A 16,316-nucleotide genomic window follows, 5' to 3' on the forward strand; every position below is an offset into this window, starting at 1 on the left:
CTGTTCAGTCCGTACGCACGAAACCCAGTCGCACCCGTTTGATTGTACCGGTGAGATGTAGCCGCTAATTTTAATTGGGCGGATAGTTTTTAAGAAAAAGGCCTTCACGGTCTCCGCAAATACGCCGAGATGGTCTACCTAAAATTGAGTACCCAAGGCAAGTATTAAGTGGAAACCGGGTGAGTATCGAAGCTAAGTAATCTGGCTTTATTCCAACAAATAAGCAATCTCCCCCCGCTCATATTTCGGCATCCGCCGCGTGCCGATGATGTCCTCCGCCAAGCGTTTCTTTCGCTGTTGCAGCTTGTTGATTTTTTCTTCGATGGTCCCTTTCGTAATGAATTTCCGGGCAAACACATTCCCAACCCGCCCGATGCGGTGCGCGCGGGCGATGGCCTGGTCTTCCGTACTCGGGTTCCACCAGGGGTCGAGGATGAAGATATAGTCGGCGGCCGTGAGGTTGAGCCCGGTGCCGGCGGCCTTGATGGACAGGAAGAAAGTGGAGACGGCGGGGTCCGTCTGAAAGCGTTCCACCTCCCGCGCACGCTTGTCCGTCGGGGTGGATCCGCTGATCCAGGTGTACGGCTCGTTGGTTTCTCGGAGGCGCTCCCGGAATAGCTCCAGGTGTTTCACCATGCTGGAAAAAATCAGCACCTTGTTGCCGGACCTCCGCAGCGTTTCCCACTGCGCCAGCACTTCGGTGAACTTACCACTGTCCTGGTCGTAATCATCGTCCAGCAGGATGGGGTGATTCGCTAGTTGTCGTAGCCGGGTGAGGGTCTGGATCACTTTTAATTTGTAGCCCCCGTCGTCGGGGTTCTCGGTACCGAGCAGTGCGTTGCGGGCGGCGGAAAGCTCGCGTTCGTAGGCCTTGCGGTGGGCCGTGGTCATTTCGCAGTAGTACACCTGAATTTCCAGCTCGGGGAGCTCGGGGGCAACCTCGGCTTTGGTCCGGCGGAGTAAGTGCGGGGAGACCAACCGGCGTAATTGATCCTTCTTAAGCTCGTCATCGCGCTGCTCGATGGGGTCGATAAATTCTCTTTTGAAGAAAGTGTAGCCCCGTAGCAGGCCGGGATTAATGAACTGCATCTGCGACCAGAGATCCGACAAACTATTCTCAATCGGCGTGCCGGAGAGGCTAATGCGGTGGGTGGCCGACAACTCGTTTAACGCCTTGAATATCTTTGACTGGCGATTTTTAATTTGCTGGCTTTCGTCCAGGACGACGTAGCTAAACTCGAGTTCTTTGAGCGTGTGTTTGTCGCGCTGGGCGGTTTGGTAGGTCGTAAGGATAACGTCGAACCGGCGGAGGACGCGGGCGTCTTTTTGGCGCTTCGAACCGGTATGGTTCAGCACGGTGAGGCCCGGTGCGAAGCGTTCCAGTTCGTGGTGCCAGTTGTAAATCAGGCTGGCAGGCAGGACGACGAGGGCGCGGAGGGGTTGAAGGAAAACCTCGTCGGTTGCCGGCGGTGCGAAGAGATCCATTTGTGGCGGGGGAAGCCCACTCACTTTGCGCTCCCCAATTTGCCCGGCATCTACGTCCGCGCCCCCCAATTGCTCCTTTGCGAACAGCAGCACCGCAATGGTCTGCAACGTTTTACCCAGGCCCATGTCGTCGGCCAGGCAGGCCCCGAGTTGCTGGTAATAGTGCTTGACGAGCCACTTCACCCCGGTAAGTTGGTAGGGTCGGAGGGTTGCCTTTAGTTGCTCACTTGGCCGGAATGCCGCGACTTGGTCCGTCACGCTGTCGTCGCTAATTTTTAGGCCCAAAGGCAGGAGCAAGGGCGCTTGCGAACGAGCCAGGCGGACCTTTTTTCCCTCGATTTTGGCGAACTGCAAACTCGGTCGGTACTTGCTGAACCACTCCGCCGGGATGAGAAACAGGTTGCCATCCGGAAGCGGAAAGCAGCGTTCTTCCCGCTGCAAGAACCGCACCAACTTAACGAAGGGAATCCGGTGTTCACCGATGATAACCGTGCCCTTCAGGTCGAGCCAGTCGCCGTAATCGGTAAATTCAATCGTAATGCTACCCACCGCCTCGGTGAACCGCTGGCCGTGGTCGCTGGGGGCAATGACTTCAACATCAGCTAGTTCCAACTCTTCCCTCGCGCCCAGTAACCATTCGAGCGAAGCAAACCGGTCGCTCCCGGAGACGGTGTACGCCGCCGTACCCGCGATTGGCGTGAGGCCGTAAGCTAGCAATCGATCGAGTAGCAGCAGCTCGGCGTCAGCATCGCGCAAGATTCGCGTGAGTGCGTACGGTGGCTTGGTGTTGTGAGCGACGTCGCGCTGCTTGGACTCCCCCACGGAGAATGCTTTTTCGGCGTAAACGAATTCCGGATATATTAGGTAACGGTGCTCGAAGGGATGTAGACGGGCGGAGAGACGTAGACAGTCGGGCGCGCTCACTTCCCGGTACGCAAATCCCTCGGCGATGACGGGGTGGTCAACGGCAATTTTAGTCACGAAGCCGCGCCAGAAGTCCGGGAATTCCGCCCGCGGAATCGTAACCACATCTTTCGTCAAAAACGGTTTGACGTGGTTCCCGTTCAGCCCGCCGAACCGCACGAGTTGCCCGTCGTAAACAAGCCAACCCGGGGTGGGGTGGTTGGTGATCACCCGCCAGTCGTGGTGGCGAATGGGGGAAGGGGCGCCCCGCTCGTCCAGCACCCGTAGTGTGTACGTGCAAGTATCTTCCCGCAGGGTAAAACTTATCTCCGGGACCGGTGCGCGCTCGGAAAACTTGACGACCGACTCTTCCGGCACGCCCCGCACGTTAACGTTCACACTCACCGCCCAGCCGTATTCTTTACAGAGCTCCAGCACCTCCGCCGAGCGGTGGTGCGCATAGCGAATGACCTCGTCGCGGTCCTTGTTCTTGTTGGACAGCAGCGTGGGGAGCGTCACCGGCGTCTTTTTGTTTTTTCTAAAGGATTCGGCGATGGCGGCGGGTTTGAGCGCCTGTAGAAGTTGCAGCGCCCGCGCCAGCCCTTCGGTTAGCTCAATCGCGTACTGACCCAGTCCGTGTGCCTTTGCGACGTGGTGCACGTGCACCAACCGGCCCGCCGGGCTACGCCCCACGACGTAAGCTTTCGGCAAATACAGACCGTGGCGATATTCGTAGAAATCGAAAAGAATTTCGGGGGTGTTCAAGACGGGGAGCGGTTTAGGACCCGCGAAAATAGGGCGGGGCCCCTAATCGTTACGGTAGGGTGGCGGACCAAGTGCAGTTACGCCACCAAAACTGACCGCACGGACTCCTTATCTTTGCTCCCATGATGAAAACCACTCTCCTCGCGTTCTTGCTGGGGCTCGTTTCGCCAGTCCTGAACGCCCAGACATCCGCAGCGTCGCAAACCCTTCCGGAATTCAATTTCAGCGAATCCGTTTTCGCCGGTCAGATGCACTGGCTCGCTTCGGACTACCTGGCCGGCCGCCGCACCGGTTCCGTCGGTAATGAAATTGCCGCCCAGTACATCGCAAGCCAATTGCGGGCTTACGGTTACCAACCGATCAACGGCGAAAGTTTTTTCCAGCAGGTGCCCTTGCTCAAAACGGCCGCACCAAAGTCGGCCAGCCTCACGGTTGGAAAATACGATTTCACCACCGACGATAATCTCCTCATCATGCGCGGTCCCGCCGCAGCGGTGGAGGGCAATGTCATATTCGCAAATTACGGTTGGGTAGACGCCGAAACCGACCACAACGACTACGCCGACCTGGACGTAAAGGGTAAAATTGTCATCGTCCGCGCCGGCATTCCCAGCGATGCGAGCCAACAGGGCGTTTTTCGGGGAGTAAAAGAGAAAGCGGAAATGGCCGCCGCCGTGGGTGCGTTGGCACTGTACGAAGTGTACACGCTGCCCTTCCCCTGGAGCAATTTTAAAGGCTACTTCGGTGGGGAGCGGATGGGGCTTGACGACGGATTACCTTCCGCAACCATTCCTTACGGCTTCCTCAAACCCGAAGAAAATTTTCTTCCGGACGTACAGCAATCAAAGAAGGGACTCAAGGGCCGCGCCGCCAGTACTGGCATGCAAGTCGAGACAATACTGAGCCAAAACGTTGGCGGAGTCATTCAGGGGACCGATTCTACTCTGAAAGCCGAATACGTCCTCATGACCGCTCACTTCGACCACGTCGGCGTCGGTGCCCAGGGTGGGGGAGCGTACACGCCCGTCGATAGTATTTTTAACGGAGCGCGCGATAATGCTTTCGGGACGATCTCTCTACTCGCCGCCGCCCGCGCCTTCAGTGAGGTGCGGCCCCGCCGGAGCATCATTATTCTTGCCGTGACCGGTGAGGAGATGGGGTTACTGGGTAGTAAGCACTACGCCGAAAACCCTCTCGTGCCGCTTGAGGAGACCGTATTCAACTTCAACACCGACGGGGCGGGCTACAACGATACGACCGCCATTTCGCTGATTGGCGCCAACCGCACGGGTATCGATGAGCAAGTAGCGGAGGGCAGTGCCGCCTTCGGCCTTTCGGTCATCAGCGACCCCTCGCCCGAGCAAGGGCTTTACGACCGGTCGGATAACGTTAGTTTCTCCGCAAAGGGGGTCCCGTCCCTCAGTTTCAGCCCCGGCTTCACGGAATTCAACGACGAGATGATGCGCTACTACCATCAGGTGCAGGACAACCCCGAGACCATCAACATGGCTTACCTCAAAAAATACTGTCAGGCCTTTACCCTGTCCGCTCGCCTGATCGCTGACCGCGACGTGCGGCCCGTCTGGACGGCTGGCGACAAGTACGAAGCCGCTGGTAAGTCGCTCTATGGAACAAAACGACCCTAGTGAGGGCCCGGATTTTTTCGCTTTTCGTACCTTGCCGATCTACTTTTGGGAGTTACCCTCACCACAACCGTTTTTTATGAAGCCAAACTACTCCTACGAAGACATTCTGGCCCTGGACTTCCCGCCCGTGATTGTCTACGCCGTGCCCGTCATGATCTTTTTGACGCTGATGGAGTGGTTTCTGCGCCGCCGGGAGTACAAGCACGAACTCGCCGAGGCCATTGCCCGGGGGGACGATCGGGGTATTGCGGATAAGTACAAGTATGACGTTAAAGACGGCCTCGCGGCGGCCGGCGTCGGCATCGGTAACCTGATTTCTACGGCGGCGGTTAAAGCGCTTACTTTCGGGGTTATTTTATTCTTTTATAACCTCACGCCCCTCTACGTGCCCACGGCTTGGTGGAGTTTTATCGTGTGTTTCTTCGTCGTGGATTTCTGCCGTTACTGGGCGCACCGCGTGGCGCACGAGCAGCGTTTTTGGTGGGCTACCCACGTCACGCACCACAGTAGCGAGCAGTATAATTTTTCCGTATCGTTCCGGCTTAGTTGGACGCAGCACATCAAGGTGATTTTCTTCATACCCGCGGCGCTGCTTGGTTTCGACCCCTTCGTGTTTTTCATCTGTATGCAGATTGGTGTCCTGTATCAATTCTGGATCCACACGGAGATGATCGATAAGATGTGGGCACCGGTGGAATTCTTCTTCGTCACCCCCTCGCACCACCGCGTTCACCACGCTACGGAAGAGAAATATTTGGATAAGAATTACGGCTCCAGTTTCATAATTTGGGACCGAATTTTCGGCACATTTTGCCCCGAGCAGGAGACTCCAAATTACGGCATTCTCACACCCGTGAATAGTTACAACCCAGTAAAGCTAGTTTTTCACGAACACTGGGATATGTTCCGCGACATGAACACTTACCGCCACCCCAAAGCCTGGTGGCGCATCATGTTCGGTGGCCCGGGCATGACGCTGGATAAAGAAAAATATTACGGATTTTACAGAAATGGCGGCGCGGTCGCGGGTGCCGTGTTGGTGGAGCAAGAAGCAGACTCCCCGGGAAATAATCCTCGAAAAGTTATCGTCTAGGGCTTTGGGGTGGAGCCCGACCTACTAAAGCGGTATTCCTTCGTTAGCGGGAGTTCCCTTCGTTAGATACTCCGTAGCGTAAATGAACCGTACGGTCTGACGCCGCTGATAAATAATTTCCGTAGCGATTGCGCTGCGATCTCGTCCATTGTGAATATTTGCCCGCGCGTCGGACACGACCGCCCGTATTTCGGCTTGAATCAGGTTGTTTAGGTTCTTACTTTTTCCGGACGCGGCGTACAGGGTATAAGCCATCCTCAACAGTGCCCGGATCACGGTAGTGTCTTTCCGGGAGTAATTACGCAACTGCACGAAAGTGTCCTGCAGAACGTGGTCGTAGTCATCCCGCGCGAACCAAACTTCTCCGCCTTCCCGCTCGCGGCAAAAGTTGTGCATCGGCACGTACATCAGGTGGGTCAGTAAGCCATTTATTCGGTCGATGGCGGTTACGGCGGTTCCTGGGTCGTTGATGCCCGGTGACATGGCCTTCATCGCAATTTCAATCAGTAGGTCGAGGTGGGGCTTGTACCAATCCTGGTACTTTCTGCGTACGGGGCTGACCTCGCGCAACACCTCCTCAATTTGCGCCTCACTCAGTTTGCGCTCCGTCTGGATGATCGGGAATGACCGGGGGATGTATTCCCCTTTTTTGGCACCGATGTAGAACCTCGTTTCAAATTTTGCGGCCAGTTCAGACAGGTGGGCCAACTCGACGCTACCTAAATACCCGTCGATTGGGGATGTGATGGCGTACCAGGATTCAGTGCGGGGCACGGGAAATCTTTTTTTGAGCTGTTCGTCACTTTGCTTAGTCTCCAAACATTTGATACCCCTTTGGTACACGGTCGCAATGACATTGTCCGACTGAATCTTGGAGCTGATTGACGTCACGAAATAGATGAAAATCATCAGGGCAATGATACCAAGGAGAATGCAAAAAAGCACGGAAACATTGGGTACGTAACCCTCCTTGTCCGATCGAATGCTCAGCAGAACAATGAGGCTGACCATGATCGTCCCTACGTAATAGCCCATGGTGAACTGTAAAGATCGGTCTCCGGTAAAGTAGGGCAGCAGCCGCGGGCTGTACATGCTCGCAACCTGGTTGAAAAGCCCCATCATCTGGGTAAAGGTGAAGACCATCAACGTGATCAAACCACCAATGAAGAGCCCGAGCACGTTGCGCGCCGTTTCCTGGCTCGCTAACGCTACCGAAGGAATATATCCGGTGATCTGCTGGCTGGTGGATGTGTGCGTCTCGAAATAATACAAACCGACGCCCAGCAGCAAGCCGCCGAGCATCATGGGCAAGGGTAGAAAAGCTACGCTACTCCCGGCTGCCTGCGCCCAATTTTTGATTTTACGGTAGAAACTTGACTTCATAGTGGTGCGATACACTCACTAAAGCCCAACGTGGCTAAGTAGTTCGGGTAGCCGTTGCGGGCGCCGCACATAAAAAGCGGCCTCCCCTGAGGAAGGCCGCCGGTACGGTTTGAATTCGATCCTGCCCTAGTTAACGAATGGGACGATGCAGGGTGAAAAAATTAGGCACTGTACAAACTTCTAAACTACTTGGATGACCGAAGTTCACGACGCTTAAAAACCAGCGATTGGAAAGGCAGATACGTTGCTTACGCGCCCCAACTGTCCTCGTCACCCGCCACGTATTTCGTCACCTCGATGTTAGCGTCGGCGTTATCAGCCATGTAGCCGTCTGAAAGCGGGTAATCCGCCGTGGTCAATTTCTTGCCCTCGCCAAACCAGTCCTGCCGCAGGTGCTCCGCCACGCGGATGGCGTTGGCAACAATGGTGAGCGTTGGGTTGGTTGCCCCCTGCGACGGCTGGAAACTCGCGTCGACGACGTAGAGGTTGTCCAGGTCCCAGGCTTTACAGTTCTTGTCCAGCACGGAAGTCTTGGGGTCCAAGCCAAACTGCGCGGTCCCGGCCTGGTGCCAGGTGAATTCTAGTTCCTTCGTGGAGCGGTAAAATTCGCTGAAGCCAATTTGCCGCAGGTACTTCTCCTGGAAGTAGTCCAGGAATTCAAAGTGGCTTTCCCGGTTGTTGGGTACGTAGTTGAACTGAATGCCCTTATCCGTCCACCGAACCGTCTGCCGCTGCGTGGGTAAATCCTCACTCGTGAACCAAAAATCAACGGCCAGCTTCTGGATCCGTTCCGCCTGCTCGCGCGTGACATCGATGTGCGCGTAGTCACCCATGATTCGTTTCCAGTGCGCCTTGCCCGTTAGCTGGATGGTGCCCAGTGGGTAATCGTGCTCGGGGCTGCCGTGGTAGAAATCGTGGCAACCGAGCGTCTTCTGGAAAACGACGTCGTTCACCTTATCCGGGTTGATGGCAGAAATGCCACTCTGGTTGTGCTTCGTGAAGTTGCGACCCACCTGATCGGAACTATTGGCCACTTTTGATTTCAGCAACAACGCCGCGGTGTTGATCGCACCGCAGGAGACGACGATTAGGTCGGCACTCAACGCTAGCTTCTGTCCATCTTTCTCCAGCTCGATACGGCTGATCTTACCGTCCTTCTCGATGAGCCGATCAACGCGGCTGTTGGTCCACAGCGTGACGTTATCGTGCTTGAGCGCGGGGCGGATCAGGGCCGTTTCTGCGTCCGATTTTGCGTGCAGCATGCAGGGGAAGGGATCGCAAGTGTTGCAGGCGATGCAGGGGCGCTTCCACGGCTCGTCGATGTCGCGGTTCAGCGCGAGGTTGGAGTGGTGGGGGTTCAGTCCAACTTTTTTAAGGTCGGCAACGACCTCGGCGATGCGGCCTTCGTGCGGGAATGCTTTGAAGGGGAAGGGGCCGCTCGCGTGACCTTCCGTGGGGTCTTCCCCCCGGTTACCGTGGATTTTCATCAGGTGCTCGGCCATCAGGTAGTAGGGCTCGAATTCGTCGTAACCGACGCACCAGGCGGGGCTTACGCCTCCCTTGTGCTGCTGCTCCGTAAAGTCTTCGGGGCGCTGTCGGTGGAGGAGGGCGCCGTACATTTTTGTGTTGCCACCGACGCGGTGGTAGACCATTGGCCGGACGATCTCCTGCCCGCCGTCGGGCCCTTGCCACGTCACGTCCGCTTTGTAGCCATCCTCGCCAAAAATGAAAAGCGGGTCCCAATTATTTTTTTCTCTGGGCAGAAAAGTGCCCTGCTCGAGGATGAGTATTTTTTTGCCGGTGTCGGCCAGGGTATAGGCGATGGTGCCACCGCCCGCGCCGGAGCCGATGATGATTACGTCGTAGTCGTTTGCCATTTGTGTGGGGTTAATTGGAGGCTAAAGGTATGCTGGCGGATATAGTTGCCGCCGGGGCCGCTAGAATTGCGGGCGTGCGCGGCTCCGATCCCGCTAGCTATCGGGGTCTGGGGTACAGTGCAAATCCGGAGGCCGGGATTACGGGGCACCCATTGTTGACATCCCGTTAACAAGAATTGAACAGCTATTACACGAAGCACCCAACCGCTGGCTCCATCTTTGCGTTGCAGTCGGAAGTAAACGGAGTTGTTTATTTCGCTCCGCAAACAATTTATCCACGGAAAAACTCAATTATGTTTAAGTCTAGCCTTTCTCTTTTCGCAGCAACCATCATGGCCTTTTCCTTCTCTAGTTGCCAGACCGGCAACGACGAAGTGACCGACGCCGCCCGGACGACCATCCAGACGCAAGCCCCCGCCACCAACGCCGCCGCCGTTAACAACGTAGCCGTCCCAACTGGCCCGATCACTACGGTTGCCTTCAAGGATGAAGGTATCTTCGATTTCGGCACCGTTACCGAGGGCCAGGTCGTGACCCACACGTTCTCTTTCACGAACACGGGTACGGAGCCGCTGATCATCTCCGACGCCAAAGGATCGTGCGGTTGTACCGTTCCCTCCAAGCCAACGGCCCCCATCGCACCCGGTGATTCCGGTGAGATCACCGTTCAGTTCAATTCCAAGAACAAGAGCGCCCGCCGCGACCAGAAGGTAACCGTGATCGCCAACACGAACCCGGCCCAGACCTTTTTGCACCTGACCGGTAACGTCAACCCCGACCCCAACGCCCCCGCTCAGTAATTACTACTGAAGCTACCGGCTCACTACTCACTAAGCGCCCCGCCCGTATTCGTACGCGCGGGGCGCTTTTCCGTTGCAACCATTCGTTTGCGCAAACGTCCTATTGGTTCACTGTGCAGCGTATGGCCACCATTAACAAGATTACGGATTTCTTTTCCCTGGTAAAGTTTTCCCACACCATTTTTGCCCTGCCCTTCGCCCTGCTCGGTTTCTTCCTGGCGGCGCTGGACCGGGGCACCTTTTCCTGGATTACGCTACTGCTCGTTGTCGCCTGCATGGTTTTTGCGCGCTCCGCCGCGATGGCCTTCAACCGTTGGCGGGACCGGGACATCGACGGGCAAAACCCCCGGACGGCGGTACGCGAGATTCCCGCTGGCGTTATTTCCAGCCGGTCCGCGCTATTCTTTGTCATCGTCAATTGCGTTGCGTTTGTATTCTGCGCGTACCTGCTCAACCCACTCTGCTTCGTGTTATCTCCGGTGGCATTACTAATAATTCTCGGCTACAGCTACACCAAGCGATTCACTTATCTGTGCCATTTCGTGCTGGGGCTCGGTCTGGCGCTCGCTCCCGTAGGCGCTTACATGGCCGTGACGGCGGACGTTGCCGTCCTTCCCGTCCTGTACGGCCTGATGGTGTTATTCTGGGTGTCCGGCTTCGACATCATTTATGCGCTTCAGGATGAGGAATTCGACCGCAGCCTGGAGTTGTACTCTATTCCGGTACGGCTCGGAACGCGTGGAGCGCTTACGCTCGGCAGAATTTTGCACTTACTCTGCGGGTCAACGCTCGTCGCGGCGATTTACCTCCAGCATACCCTGTACGCGGAAGCTAGTTGGCTGACCCTCGTGGCGGGGGGCACTTTTTTGGCTGCCCTGGCCTACCAACACACAATTGTTGAGGAGAAGGACCTGAGTAAAATTAACCTTGCATTCTTTACCACCAACGGCATCGCCAGTGTGGTTTTCGGATTATTGTGCATCGTAGATATTTACGTCTGACGTATTCTCGGTGTCCGTTTCAATGAACGCTTAGCTTTTTCTAGGCACTTACACAAGTGACTCAAATTTGAGGGTGAGGCAACCACAACCTATGCTCAGTGTACTGCCTGACTCAAAATAGCAGGAATCAAACGAAGCTCGCTGCTCCACGGGGTCTTGATCACTTACTCGGCACTCCTCGCGGTCGCTTTCATGTCCGCCGCCACGTCAGGACCCAGGTACCGGTCTATCCAATCGTGCGCTAAATAAATCGCTGGCGTCATGATGATGGCCATCGCGAATTTAAAAACGTACTGTACCGTCGCCACGGCAAGAAGTCTCGACCAGGGCCACGGCTCGATGAGGCCGCCTACGATCTCCGGACCAAGCTTAAAAGCTAGGTAGAGAACAACGAAACTATCCACTACTTGGCTTACGAGTGTTGACCCCGTAGCGCGCAGCCAGAGCCACTTTTCTCCCGTCCTGCGCTTGATGCGCTGAAAAATAAACACATCCGTTAGTTGCGCCAGTAAAAAGGCCGTCACGGAGCCAACGATGATGAACATTCCTTGTCCGAAGGTGACCGCGAAAGCAGCCTGACTGTCCGGCACGCCGTTCGCGACCGACTGGCTTACCCACCAATCCGCCGGGTTAAGGGAGATCGCCGCGTAAATCATGGCGAATACGTACAGGATTAACCCTACGGTCAGGTAACTCAGAAAGCGCACGCCGCGCTCACCGTAATATTCGTTCAGCAAGTCCGTAATCACGAACACGAAAGGCCAGAGTAGCACACCAGCGCTGAATTGCAGTGCCCCCGATTCCCCAAACAAATTAAAGTCCCAGGGGCTCAGCCCCAGGGTATCTTCCAGGGCAAAAATCTTGACACCAATGAGTTCCGCAACGATTGCATTAGCCACGAAGAAGCCAGCCAGCAAGATGAATAACCTGCTGGGGCGGTGCCGAATGACGTCGATGAGTCGACCGGTGAGTTGATTCGCTACTGGTTTGGCCATGAGCACCTGGGTGAGTGATTCATACTACGCATTCGGAACGATCGTGTTGTCCGCTGCCAGTTTAATCGTACTTGTGCATAAAATTTTAATTCGCCCATCCTCTTCGCTCTCTGCGAAGTTTCCTCCGCACCCGCGTCCGCGCCCTGAACTTTTGCGGACGATAATCGACGGATAAATATACCCCAGGGACACTACGAACGACGCCGGCCCTAGCTTCCTGCCACTGGGTTACTTAATTACTGCCTTTGCAAAGGCTAACTCCCCGTCTACGTAGGTGGCCAAAATCTCGGTAGCAAGGATATCCTCGTCCGCACACGAGCGCAGGTCATTGGAAAGCACGACGAAATCAGCCGCCAGGCCGGGCAGTAGTCTGCCCTTTTCGTTTTCCTCGAAAGCAGCGTAGGCGCCGGCGCCAGTGTAGCTGTGCAACGCCTCCTCACGCGTCATCCGCTGCTCGGGGAAGAAGGTGGCCTTACCGTCCGCGCGCCGTCGGGTGACGCTGGCGTAAAAACTTTCGATGGGGTCGACGTCTTCGACCGGGGCGTCCGTCCCGTTGGTGACGACCGCCCCCGCGTCGAGTAGCGACCGCCAGGGGTAAGCACCCGTCCGCGCCCGCTCCGTGCCCAACCGGTTCTCGGCGAAGAGCGCATCGGACGTGCAGTGGATGCCCTGCATCGAGGCGATTACGTTCAGCTCGGCGTAGCGGGGAATGTCCTCGGGGTCGATGTGCTGGCTGTGCTCGATCCGCCACCGGGCATCCTTGCCGAGTTGCTTGCTTGCGATTACGTCGAGCGTCTCCCGGACGCCGCGGTCGCCGATGGCGTGGACGCAGAGTTGCATGTTGTGCTTCAGGGCAAGATCGGCGATGCTATCGACGGTTGCCACCAGCGTCGTATTCTGGCCGGAGAAGCCGGGGTTGTCGAAGTAAGGTTCGATGAGCCAGGCACCGTAGCTACCGAGGGCGCCGTCGAGTTCGGTCTTGATGGCCGCGCAGGTGAAACGGTCGCCGTAGTGGGGGAGGCCCTCCATGTCGTTGGCCATCCGCCCGTAAGAGTGGCGTAGCATAACCCAGAGCTTGAGTTGCAGGCTGTCGGCTGCGTCCAATTCTTTGTACCAGTCCAGTTCCTGGTACTTCGTGCCGGCGTCCTGAAAACTGGTGATCCCGTTTTTGAGGCACTCCGCCTGCGCCGCGCGAATACCCGCCAGCCACTCCGACTTGCGGCTTTCGGGGGTCATCGTCTGGACGAAGTTTTGGTAAGCGTCCGTGATGAGGTCCATCGCCCGTTCTTCGAAAACGCCGGTGGGGTCACCCGTGGCGTCGCGTAGTACCCGGCCACCGGGTGGGTCGGGCGTTTCCCGGTTGACACCCGCGAGGTCCATAGCTTTCTCGTTGGCGAACAACGCGTGACCGCTGGCGTGGCGTAGGATGACGGGGTGGGTGCTCGTCAGGCGACTGAGTTCGTCGTGCACGGGGTAGCCACCGACGCTGTGGTCGTGGGGTTGGTCCCACTTTTCCTGGTGCCAGCCACGGCCGCTGATCCAGTCGCCCTCCGGGGTGTCTGCGGCACGGTCGGCAACCATGGCGACGATCTCGTTCCAGTTTTTGGAGCGTAGAAAATTTAGGTTACGTAAGGAGGAACCGAGACCGGAAAAGTGGGCGTGACCTTCAATGAAGCCCGGCATGACGAAGTTTCCCCCGGCGTCCACCCTCCGGGTTGTTGCACTAAGTAGGTCGCTCCACTCGGTCGTATCGGTACCGACCGCGATGATGTTACCGTCCTGCCCCACCAGCATGGCCGTCCCGCAGGGCCCGGCACCCGCGTCCGCGCAACCTTGCTCCGTCCAGAGGCTAGCGTTGTAGACGAGCAAGGCCGCCGCCCCGTCCGCATTAGTTTTATCCCCGCAGGAGTAATTCAAGAGGCCGAGCAGCAGCAGCAGCAGACATAATCGGTTGGCGGTTAATTTCATGCCGCAAATTACGCAATCACCAGTCACTTACCCACGGCGAGTTGACGGACGCGCGCGCGTTGGCGAGCGAGCGAACGATTAGCCCCGAGCGGCACGGTCAGGCCGTAACCCAGCGCATATTCGGGTTGGGCGACGGGGCCGAGGCGCACGGAAAGGTCGTCCGATATGTCAAATTCCTGCAGGTGCGCGTCGGTGTACGCCTCGACGGTTTGCAGCAGGTAGACGATGAAGATTCCGATGTAAGCAGTCTGCCGCGCGCGGTCCTGGTTATCGCGCTCCTGAATGAGCGCCTGGTCGGGAAATCCAGTAAAGGTATCGTCACGCGGGATGCACGCGGCGTTGGGGATCACGATCACATTGCCGTCACCGAAGCAGCGTGCCTCCAGTGCCGTGACGAGGCGGCCATAACGCGTCTGACTAAAGTCGGCATAAGCGATCATGCCCAGGAAGCCACCGTAAACGAGCGGTACTTTCCAAAATTTCTTGTTGTACGCCTGGCCGCCGCCGGGGATGATGCTCCACAGCAGCGCGTTGCGTGGGCCACTGCGCACGGAGGCGAGGGTCATCACCGTATCCCTGATAATTCTTGCGGGTTCGGTGATTTGTAGAGAATCCCGCGGAGGATTTTGCGCGGTCGCGGGTGCCGAAAGGATCAGTAAGAGCAGGGTCGGCAGGGCTAACGGCCAGTTGATCCGACCGGCGGCCGGGTGGCGGACAGCAAATGTGGTCGGGGTGGCGGGGGAGAAGTCCATCACGGTTAGGTTGAGGGGGCGAGCGGTGGCTGGAGATACGGCGCGGCGGGCGGACCGTGGTCTCACTCTACCGCCTTGTAGAATTGCTCCAGCTGCTCGCGGTTAGCGAACTTGAGGCTGATGCTACCGGACTTATCCGCCTTGTTATCTAACGTAACCTTGACTTGCTTGGTACCGAAAAATTTCTGAAACGCCTCCCGCACGGTCGTGATGTCCTCGTTCTCCGGTTGGCGGGCTGCGGTAACTTTGTTTTTACTCTTGTAGCCGCGTGCCTCCTCCTCGATCTTGCGTACCGACCAGTTGGCATTCTTGAGGATTTCACCGAGGAAAAGCTCTTGCTGACCAATGTCCTTAATGCTGGCAAAGGTCTTGGCGGCACCGATGGAAATTTTCTTCTCCCGGACGGCCTGCTGCACTTTGGGCGACGTATTCAGGACGGCGAGGTAGTTGGTCACCGTCGGTCGCTGCTTACCGACGCGGAAGGCGACTTCCTGCTGGGTCAGGCTAAAATCTTCGGCCAGCCGGTAATAAGAGTAGGCGACTTCCATCGGGTTTAAATCCTGGCGCTGGATGTTTTCGATGAGCGCCATCTCGAGCAGCGTCTGGTCGTTCGCCGTCCGGATGAAAGCGGGCACCTCCGTGAGTCCGGCCAGTTGGCTCGCGCGAAACCTCCTTTCACCACTGATGATTTGGTACGTACCATCGCCCATGTGGCGCACGGTCATGGGCTGAATGATGCCGTGTACTTTGATCGAGTTGGCCAATTCGGCCAGGGGCTCGTCGTCGAACTCCTTGCGGGGCTGGTCCGGGTTGGCGTGAATTTTCGTGAGGGGGAGGAAGGAAAAATCACGGCTCAGGGTACGGACGGTTTCCTGGGGTCGCTCTTCCATGGCCTCGTCCAGCGTCCGGTTCTTAAGCAACGCATCGATGCCTTTATTAAGGGTCGACTTAGAAGGTTTCTTACCGGGGTTGAATTTCTTGGCCATCAGTTCACTTTAGGGGTCGGGCAAAGATAGTTCTTGCGGGGAGGAGTGGGGGTGTGGTGGTCTGTTAGTCTGGTGGTCCGTTAGTTTAGTAGTAGAGATCGTCTGACGGTACCGTAATGGTGACGGCTCGGAGCGGTACCGTGGTTCAAAATGATGGTCCGAATTCGCTCCAATGCGTTTGGAGGACCGAGGCCACGTCCAGGCTGAAGAAAACACCAAAGAACTAAGCGTAGCGCTACCACCATACTAAGGGCAGCGTTACTATCGTACTTACCCTTTACCGCAGAAACAGCCTGCGCCCTTCCCGCATGTAGTTCCGGACGTTGAGCCAGAAGGCGACGAAGAAGTAGAAGAGCAAATTAGACCCGATGGACAGGCAGGATAAATACATAAAGTAGACCCGCACCCGACGACGCGAGATACCCATCTGGTCCGCCATCCACGCAAAGATGCCAAAGGCCGACCGCTCCACTCTGTTACGTAATAATTCCATAAGGCTTGCTAGCTGGGTGGTCCGAAGTAATTCGGAACGCAAAGATAATCATACGGTGCATTACGGCTGTACGGGACAATTTGCAAATCCACCACGTAAAATAGCGAATTTATCTGAGGAGTTGGTCGGTAACACGGCAGGCACGTAGGAACGATTCCGCCGAGTTTTG

At 56.7% G+C, this 16,316-nt stretch carries 12 protein-coding genes; 4 read left to right on the forward strand and 8 right to left on the reverse strand.

Annotated features, from left to right (window positions below):
- Positions 1–207: 207 nt before the first annotated feature.
- Positions 208–3,153, reverse strand: coding sequence for a DEAD/DEAH box helicase (locus GGR27_RS00780; RefSeq protein ID WP_168035494.1), 2,946 nt, complete (start codon positions 3,151–3,153; stop codon positions 208–210).
- A gap of 122 nt (positions 3,154–3,275) precedes the next feature.
- Between GGR27_RS00780 and GGR27_RS00785 the strand changes: the two genes are divergently transcribed.
- Positions 3,276–4,799, forward strand: coding sequence for a M28 family peptidase (locus tag GGR27_RS00785; RefSeq protein ID WP_168035495.1), 1,524 nt, complete (start codon positions 3,276–3,278; stop codon positions 4,797–4,799).
- A gap of 76 nt (positions 4,800–4,875) precedes the next feature.
- Entirely contained in the window at positions 4,876–5,892 is a 1,017-nt protein-coding gene (locus GGR27_RS00790) for a sterol desaturase family protein (RefSeq protein ID WP_168035496.1), read from the forward strand.
- 24 nt (positions 5,893–5,916) lie between these two features.
- Here the strand turns inward: GGR27_RS00790 and GGR27_RS00795 are convergent, their stop codons facing one another.
- Both GGR27_RS00795 and GGR27_RS00800 read right to left on the reverse strand, forming a co-directional pair.
- Complete coding sequence (locus GGR27_RS00795) at positions 5,917–7,275, reverse strand: DUF2254 domain-containing protein (protein WP_168035497.1); 1,359 nt, start codon at positions 7,273–7,275, stop codon at positions 5,917–5,919.
- A 248-nt stretch (positions 7,276–7,523) separates the two neighbouring features.
- The gene (locus tag GGR27_RS00800; RefSeq protein WP_168035498.1) at positions 7,524–9,152 is read right to left on the reverse strand and encodes a GMC oxidoreductase; all 1,629 of its coding nucleotides are present in this window, start codon (positions 9,150–9,152) and stop codon (positions 7,524–7,526) included.
- A 293-nt stretch (positions 9,153–9,445) separates the two neighbouring features.
- Between GGR27_RS00800 and GGR27_RS00805 the strand changes: the two genes are divergently transcribed.
- Both GGR27_RS00805 and GGR27_RS00810 read left to right on the forward strand, forming a co-directional pair.
- The gene (locus GGR27_RS00805; protein WP_168035499.1) at positions 9,446–9,952 is read left to right on the forward strand and encodes a DUF1573 domain-containing protein; all 507 of its coding nucleotides are present in this window, start codon (positions 9,446–9,448) and stop codon (positions 9,950–9,952) included.
- Positions 9,953–10,074: 122 nt separating this feature from the next.
- Positions 10,075–10,953, forward strand: a complete 879-nt coding sequence (locus tag GGR27_RS00810; RefSeq protein WP_168035500.1) for a UbiA-like polyprenyltransferase — start codon at positions 10,075–10,077, stop codon at positions 10,951–10,953.
- A gap of 164 nt (positions 10,954–11,117) precedes the next feature.
- On the opposite strand, the gene GGR27_RS00815 is transcribed toward GGR27_RS00810, so the two are convergent.
- The 5 genes from GGR27_RS00815 to GGR27_RS00835 all read right to left on the reverse strand — a co-directional run bounded on the left by GGR27_RS00815 (position 11,118) and on the right by GGR27_RS00835 (position 16,147).
- Positions 11,118–11,948, reverse strand: a complete 831-nt coding sequence (locus GGR27_RS00815) for a queuosine precursor transporter (protein ID WP_168035501.1) — start codon at positions 11,946–11,948, stop codon at positions 11,118–11,120.
- A gap of 228 nt (positions 11,949–12,176) precedes the next feature.
- Positions 12,177–13,916 (reverse strand): amidohydrolase, encoded by a 1,740-nt coding sequence (locus GGR27_RS00820; protein WP_168035502.1) that lies wholly within the window; start codon positions 13,914–13,916, stop codon positions 12,177–12,179.
- A 23-nt stretch (positions 13,917–13,939) separates the two neighbouring features.
- Positions 13,940–14,668 carry a DUF5683 domain-containing protein gene (locus GGR27_RS00825; protein ID WP_168035503.1) on the reverse strand — a complete coding sequence of 243 codons (729 nt, stop codon included), beginning with the start codon at positions 14,666–14,668 and terminating at the stop codon, positions 13,940–13,942.
- A 62-nt stretch (positions 14,669–14,730) separates the two neighbouring features.
- Positions 14,731–15,654 (reverse strand): ParB/RepB/Spo0J family partition protein, encoded by a 924-nt coding sequence (locus GGR27_RS00830; RefSeq protein ID WP_168035504.1) that lies wholly within the window; start codon positions 15,652–15,654, stop codon positions 14,731–14,733.
- A gap of 277 nt (positions 15,655–15,931) precedes the next feature.
- Complete coding sequence (locus GGR27_RS00835; protein ID WP_168035505.1) at positions 15,932–16,147, reverse strand: PspC family transcriptional regulator; 216 nt, start codon at positions 16,145–16,147, stop codon at positions 15,932–15,934.
- Between the last annotated feature and the right edge of the window lie 169 nt (positions 16,148–16,316).

The sequence above is a fragment of the Neolewinella antarctica genome (assembly GCF_011927835.1).
GTDB classification, from domain to species: Bacteria; Bacteroidota; Bacteroidia; order Chitinophagales; family Saprospiraceae; genus Neolewinella; species Neolewinella antarctica.

Excerpts from the sequence above, each read along its gene's own strand:
- GGR27_RS00810 (WP_168035500.1), top strand. The coding sequence starts at position 10,075 with ATGGCCACCATTAACAAGATTACGGATTTCTTTTCCCTGGTAAAGTTT.
- GGR27_RS00820 (WP_168035502.1), bottom strand. The coding sequence starts at position 13,916 with ATGAAATTAACCGCCAACCGATTATGTCTGCTGCTGCTGCTGCTCGGC.
- GGR27_RS00790 (WP_168035496.1), top strand. The coding sequence starts at position 4,876 with ATGAAGCCAAACTACTCCTACGAAGACATTCTGGCCCTGGACTTCCCG.
- GGR27_RS00800 (WP_168035498.1), bottom strand. The coding sequence starts at position 9,152 with ATGGCAAACGACTACGACGTAATCATCATCGGCTCCGGCGCGGGCGGT.
- GGR27_RS00785 (WP_168035495.1), top strand. The coding sequence starts at position 3,276 with ATGATGAAAACCACTCTCCTCGCGTTCTTGCTGGGGCTCGTTTCGCCA.
- GGR27_RS00815 (WP_168035501.1), bottom strand. The coding sequence starts at position 11,948 with ATGGCCAAACCAGTAGCGAATCAACTCACCGGTCGACTCATCGACGTC.
- GGR27_RS00805 (WP_168035499.1), top strand. The coding sequence starts at position 9,446 with ATGTTTAAGTCTAGCCTTTCTCTTTTCGCAGCAACCATCATGGCCTTT.
- GGR27_RS00835 (WP_168035505.1), bottom strand. The coding sequence starts at position 16,147 with ATGGAATTATTACGTAACAGAGTGGAGCGGTCGGCCTTTGGCATCTTT.
- GGR27_RS00795 (WP_168035497.1), bottom strand. The coding sequence starts at position 7,275 with ATGAAGTCAAGTTTCTACCGTAAAATCAAAAATTGGGCGCAGGCAGCC.
- GGR27_RS00830 (WP_168035504.1), bottom strand. The coding sequence starts at position 15,654 with ATGGCCAAGAAATTCAACCCCGGTAAGAAACCTTCTAAGTCGACCCTT.
- GGR27_RS00825 (WP_168035503.1), bottom strand. The coding sequence starts at position 14,668 with ATGGACTTCTCCCCCGCCACCCCGACCACATTTGCTGTCCGCCACCCG.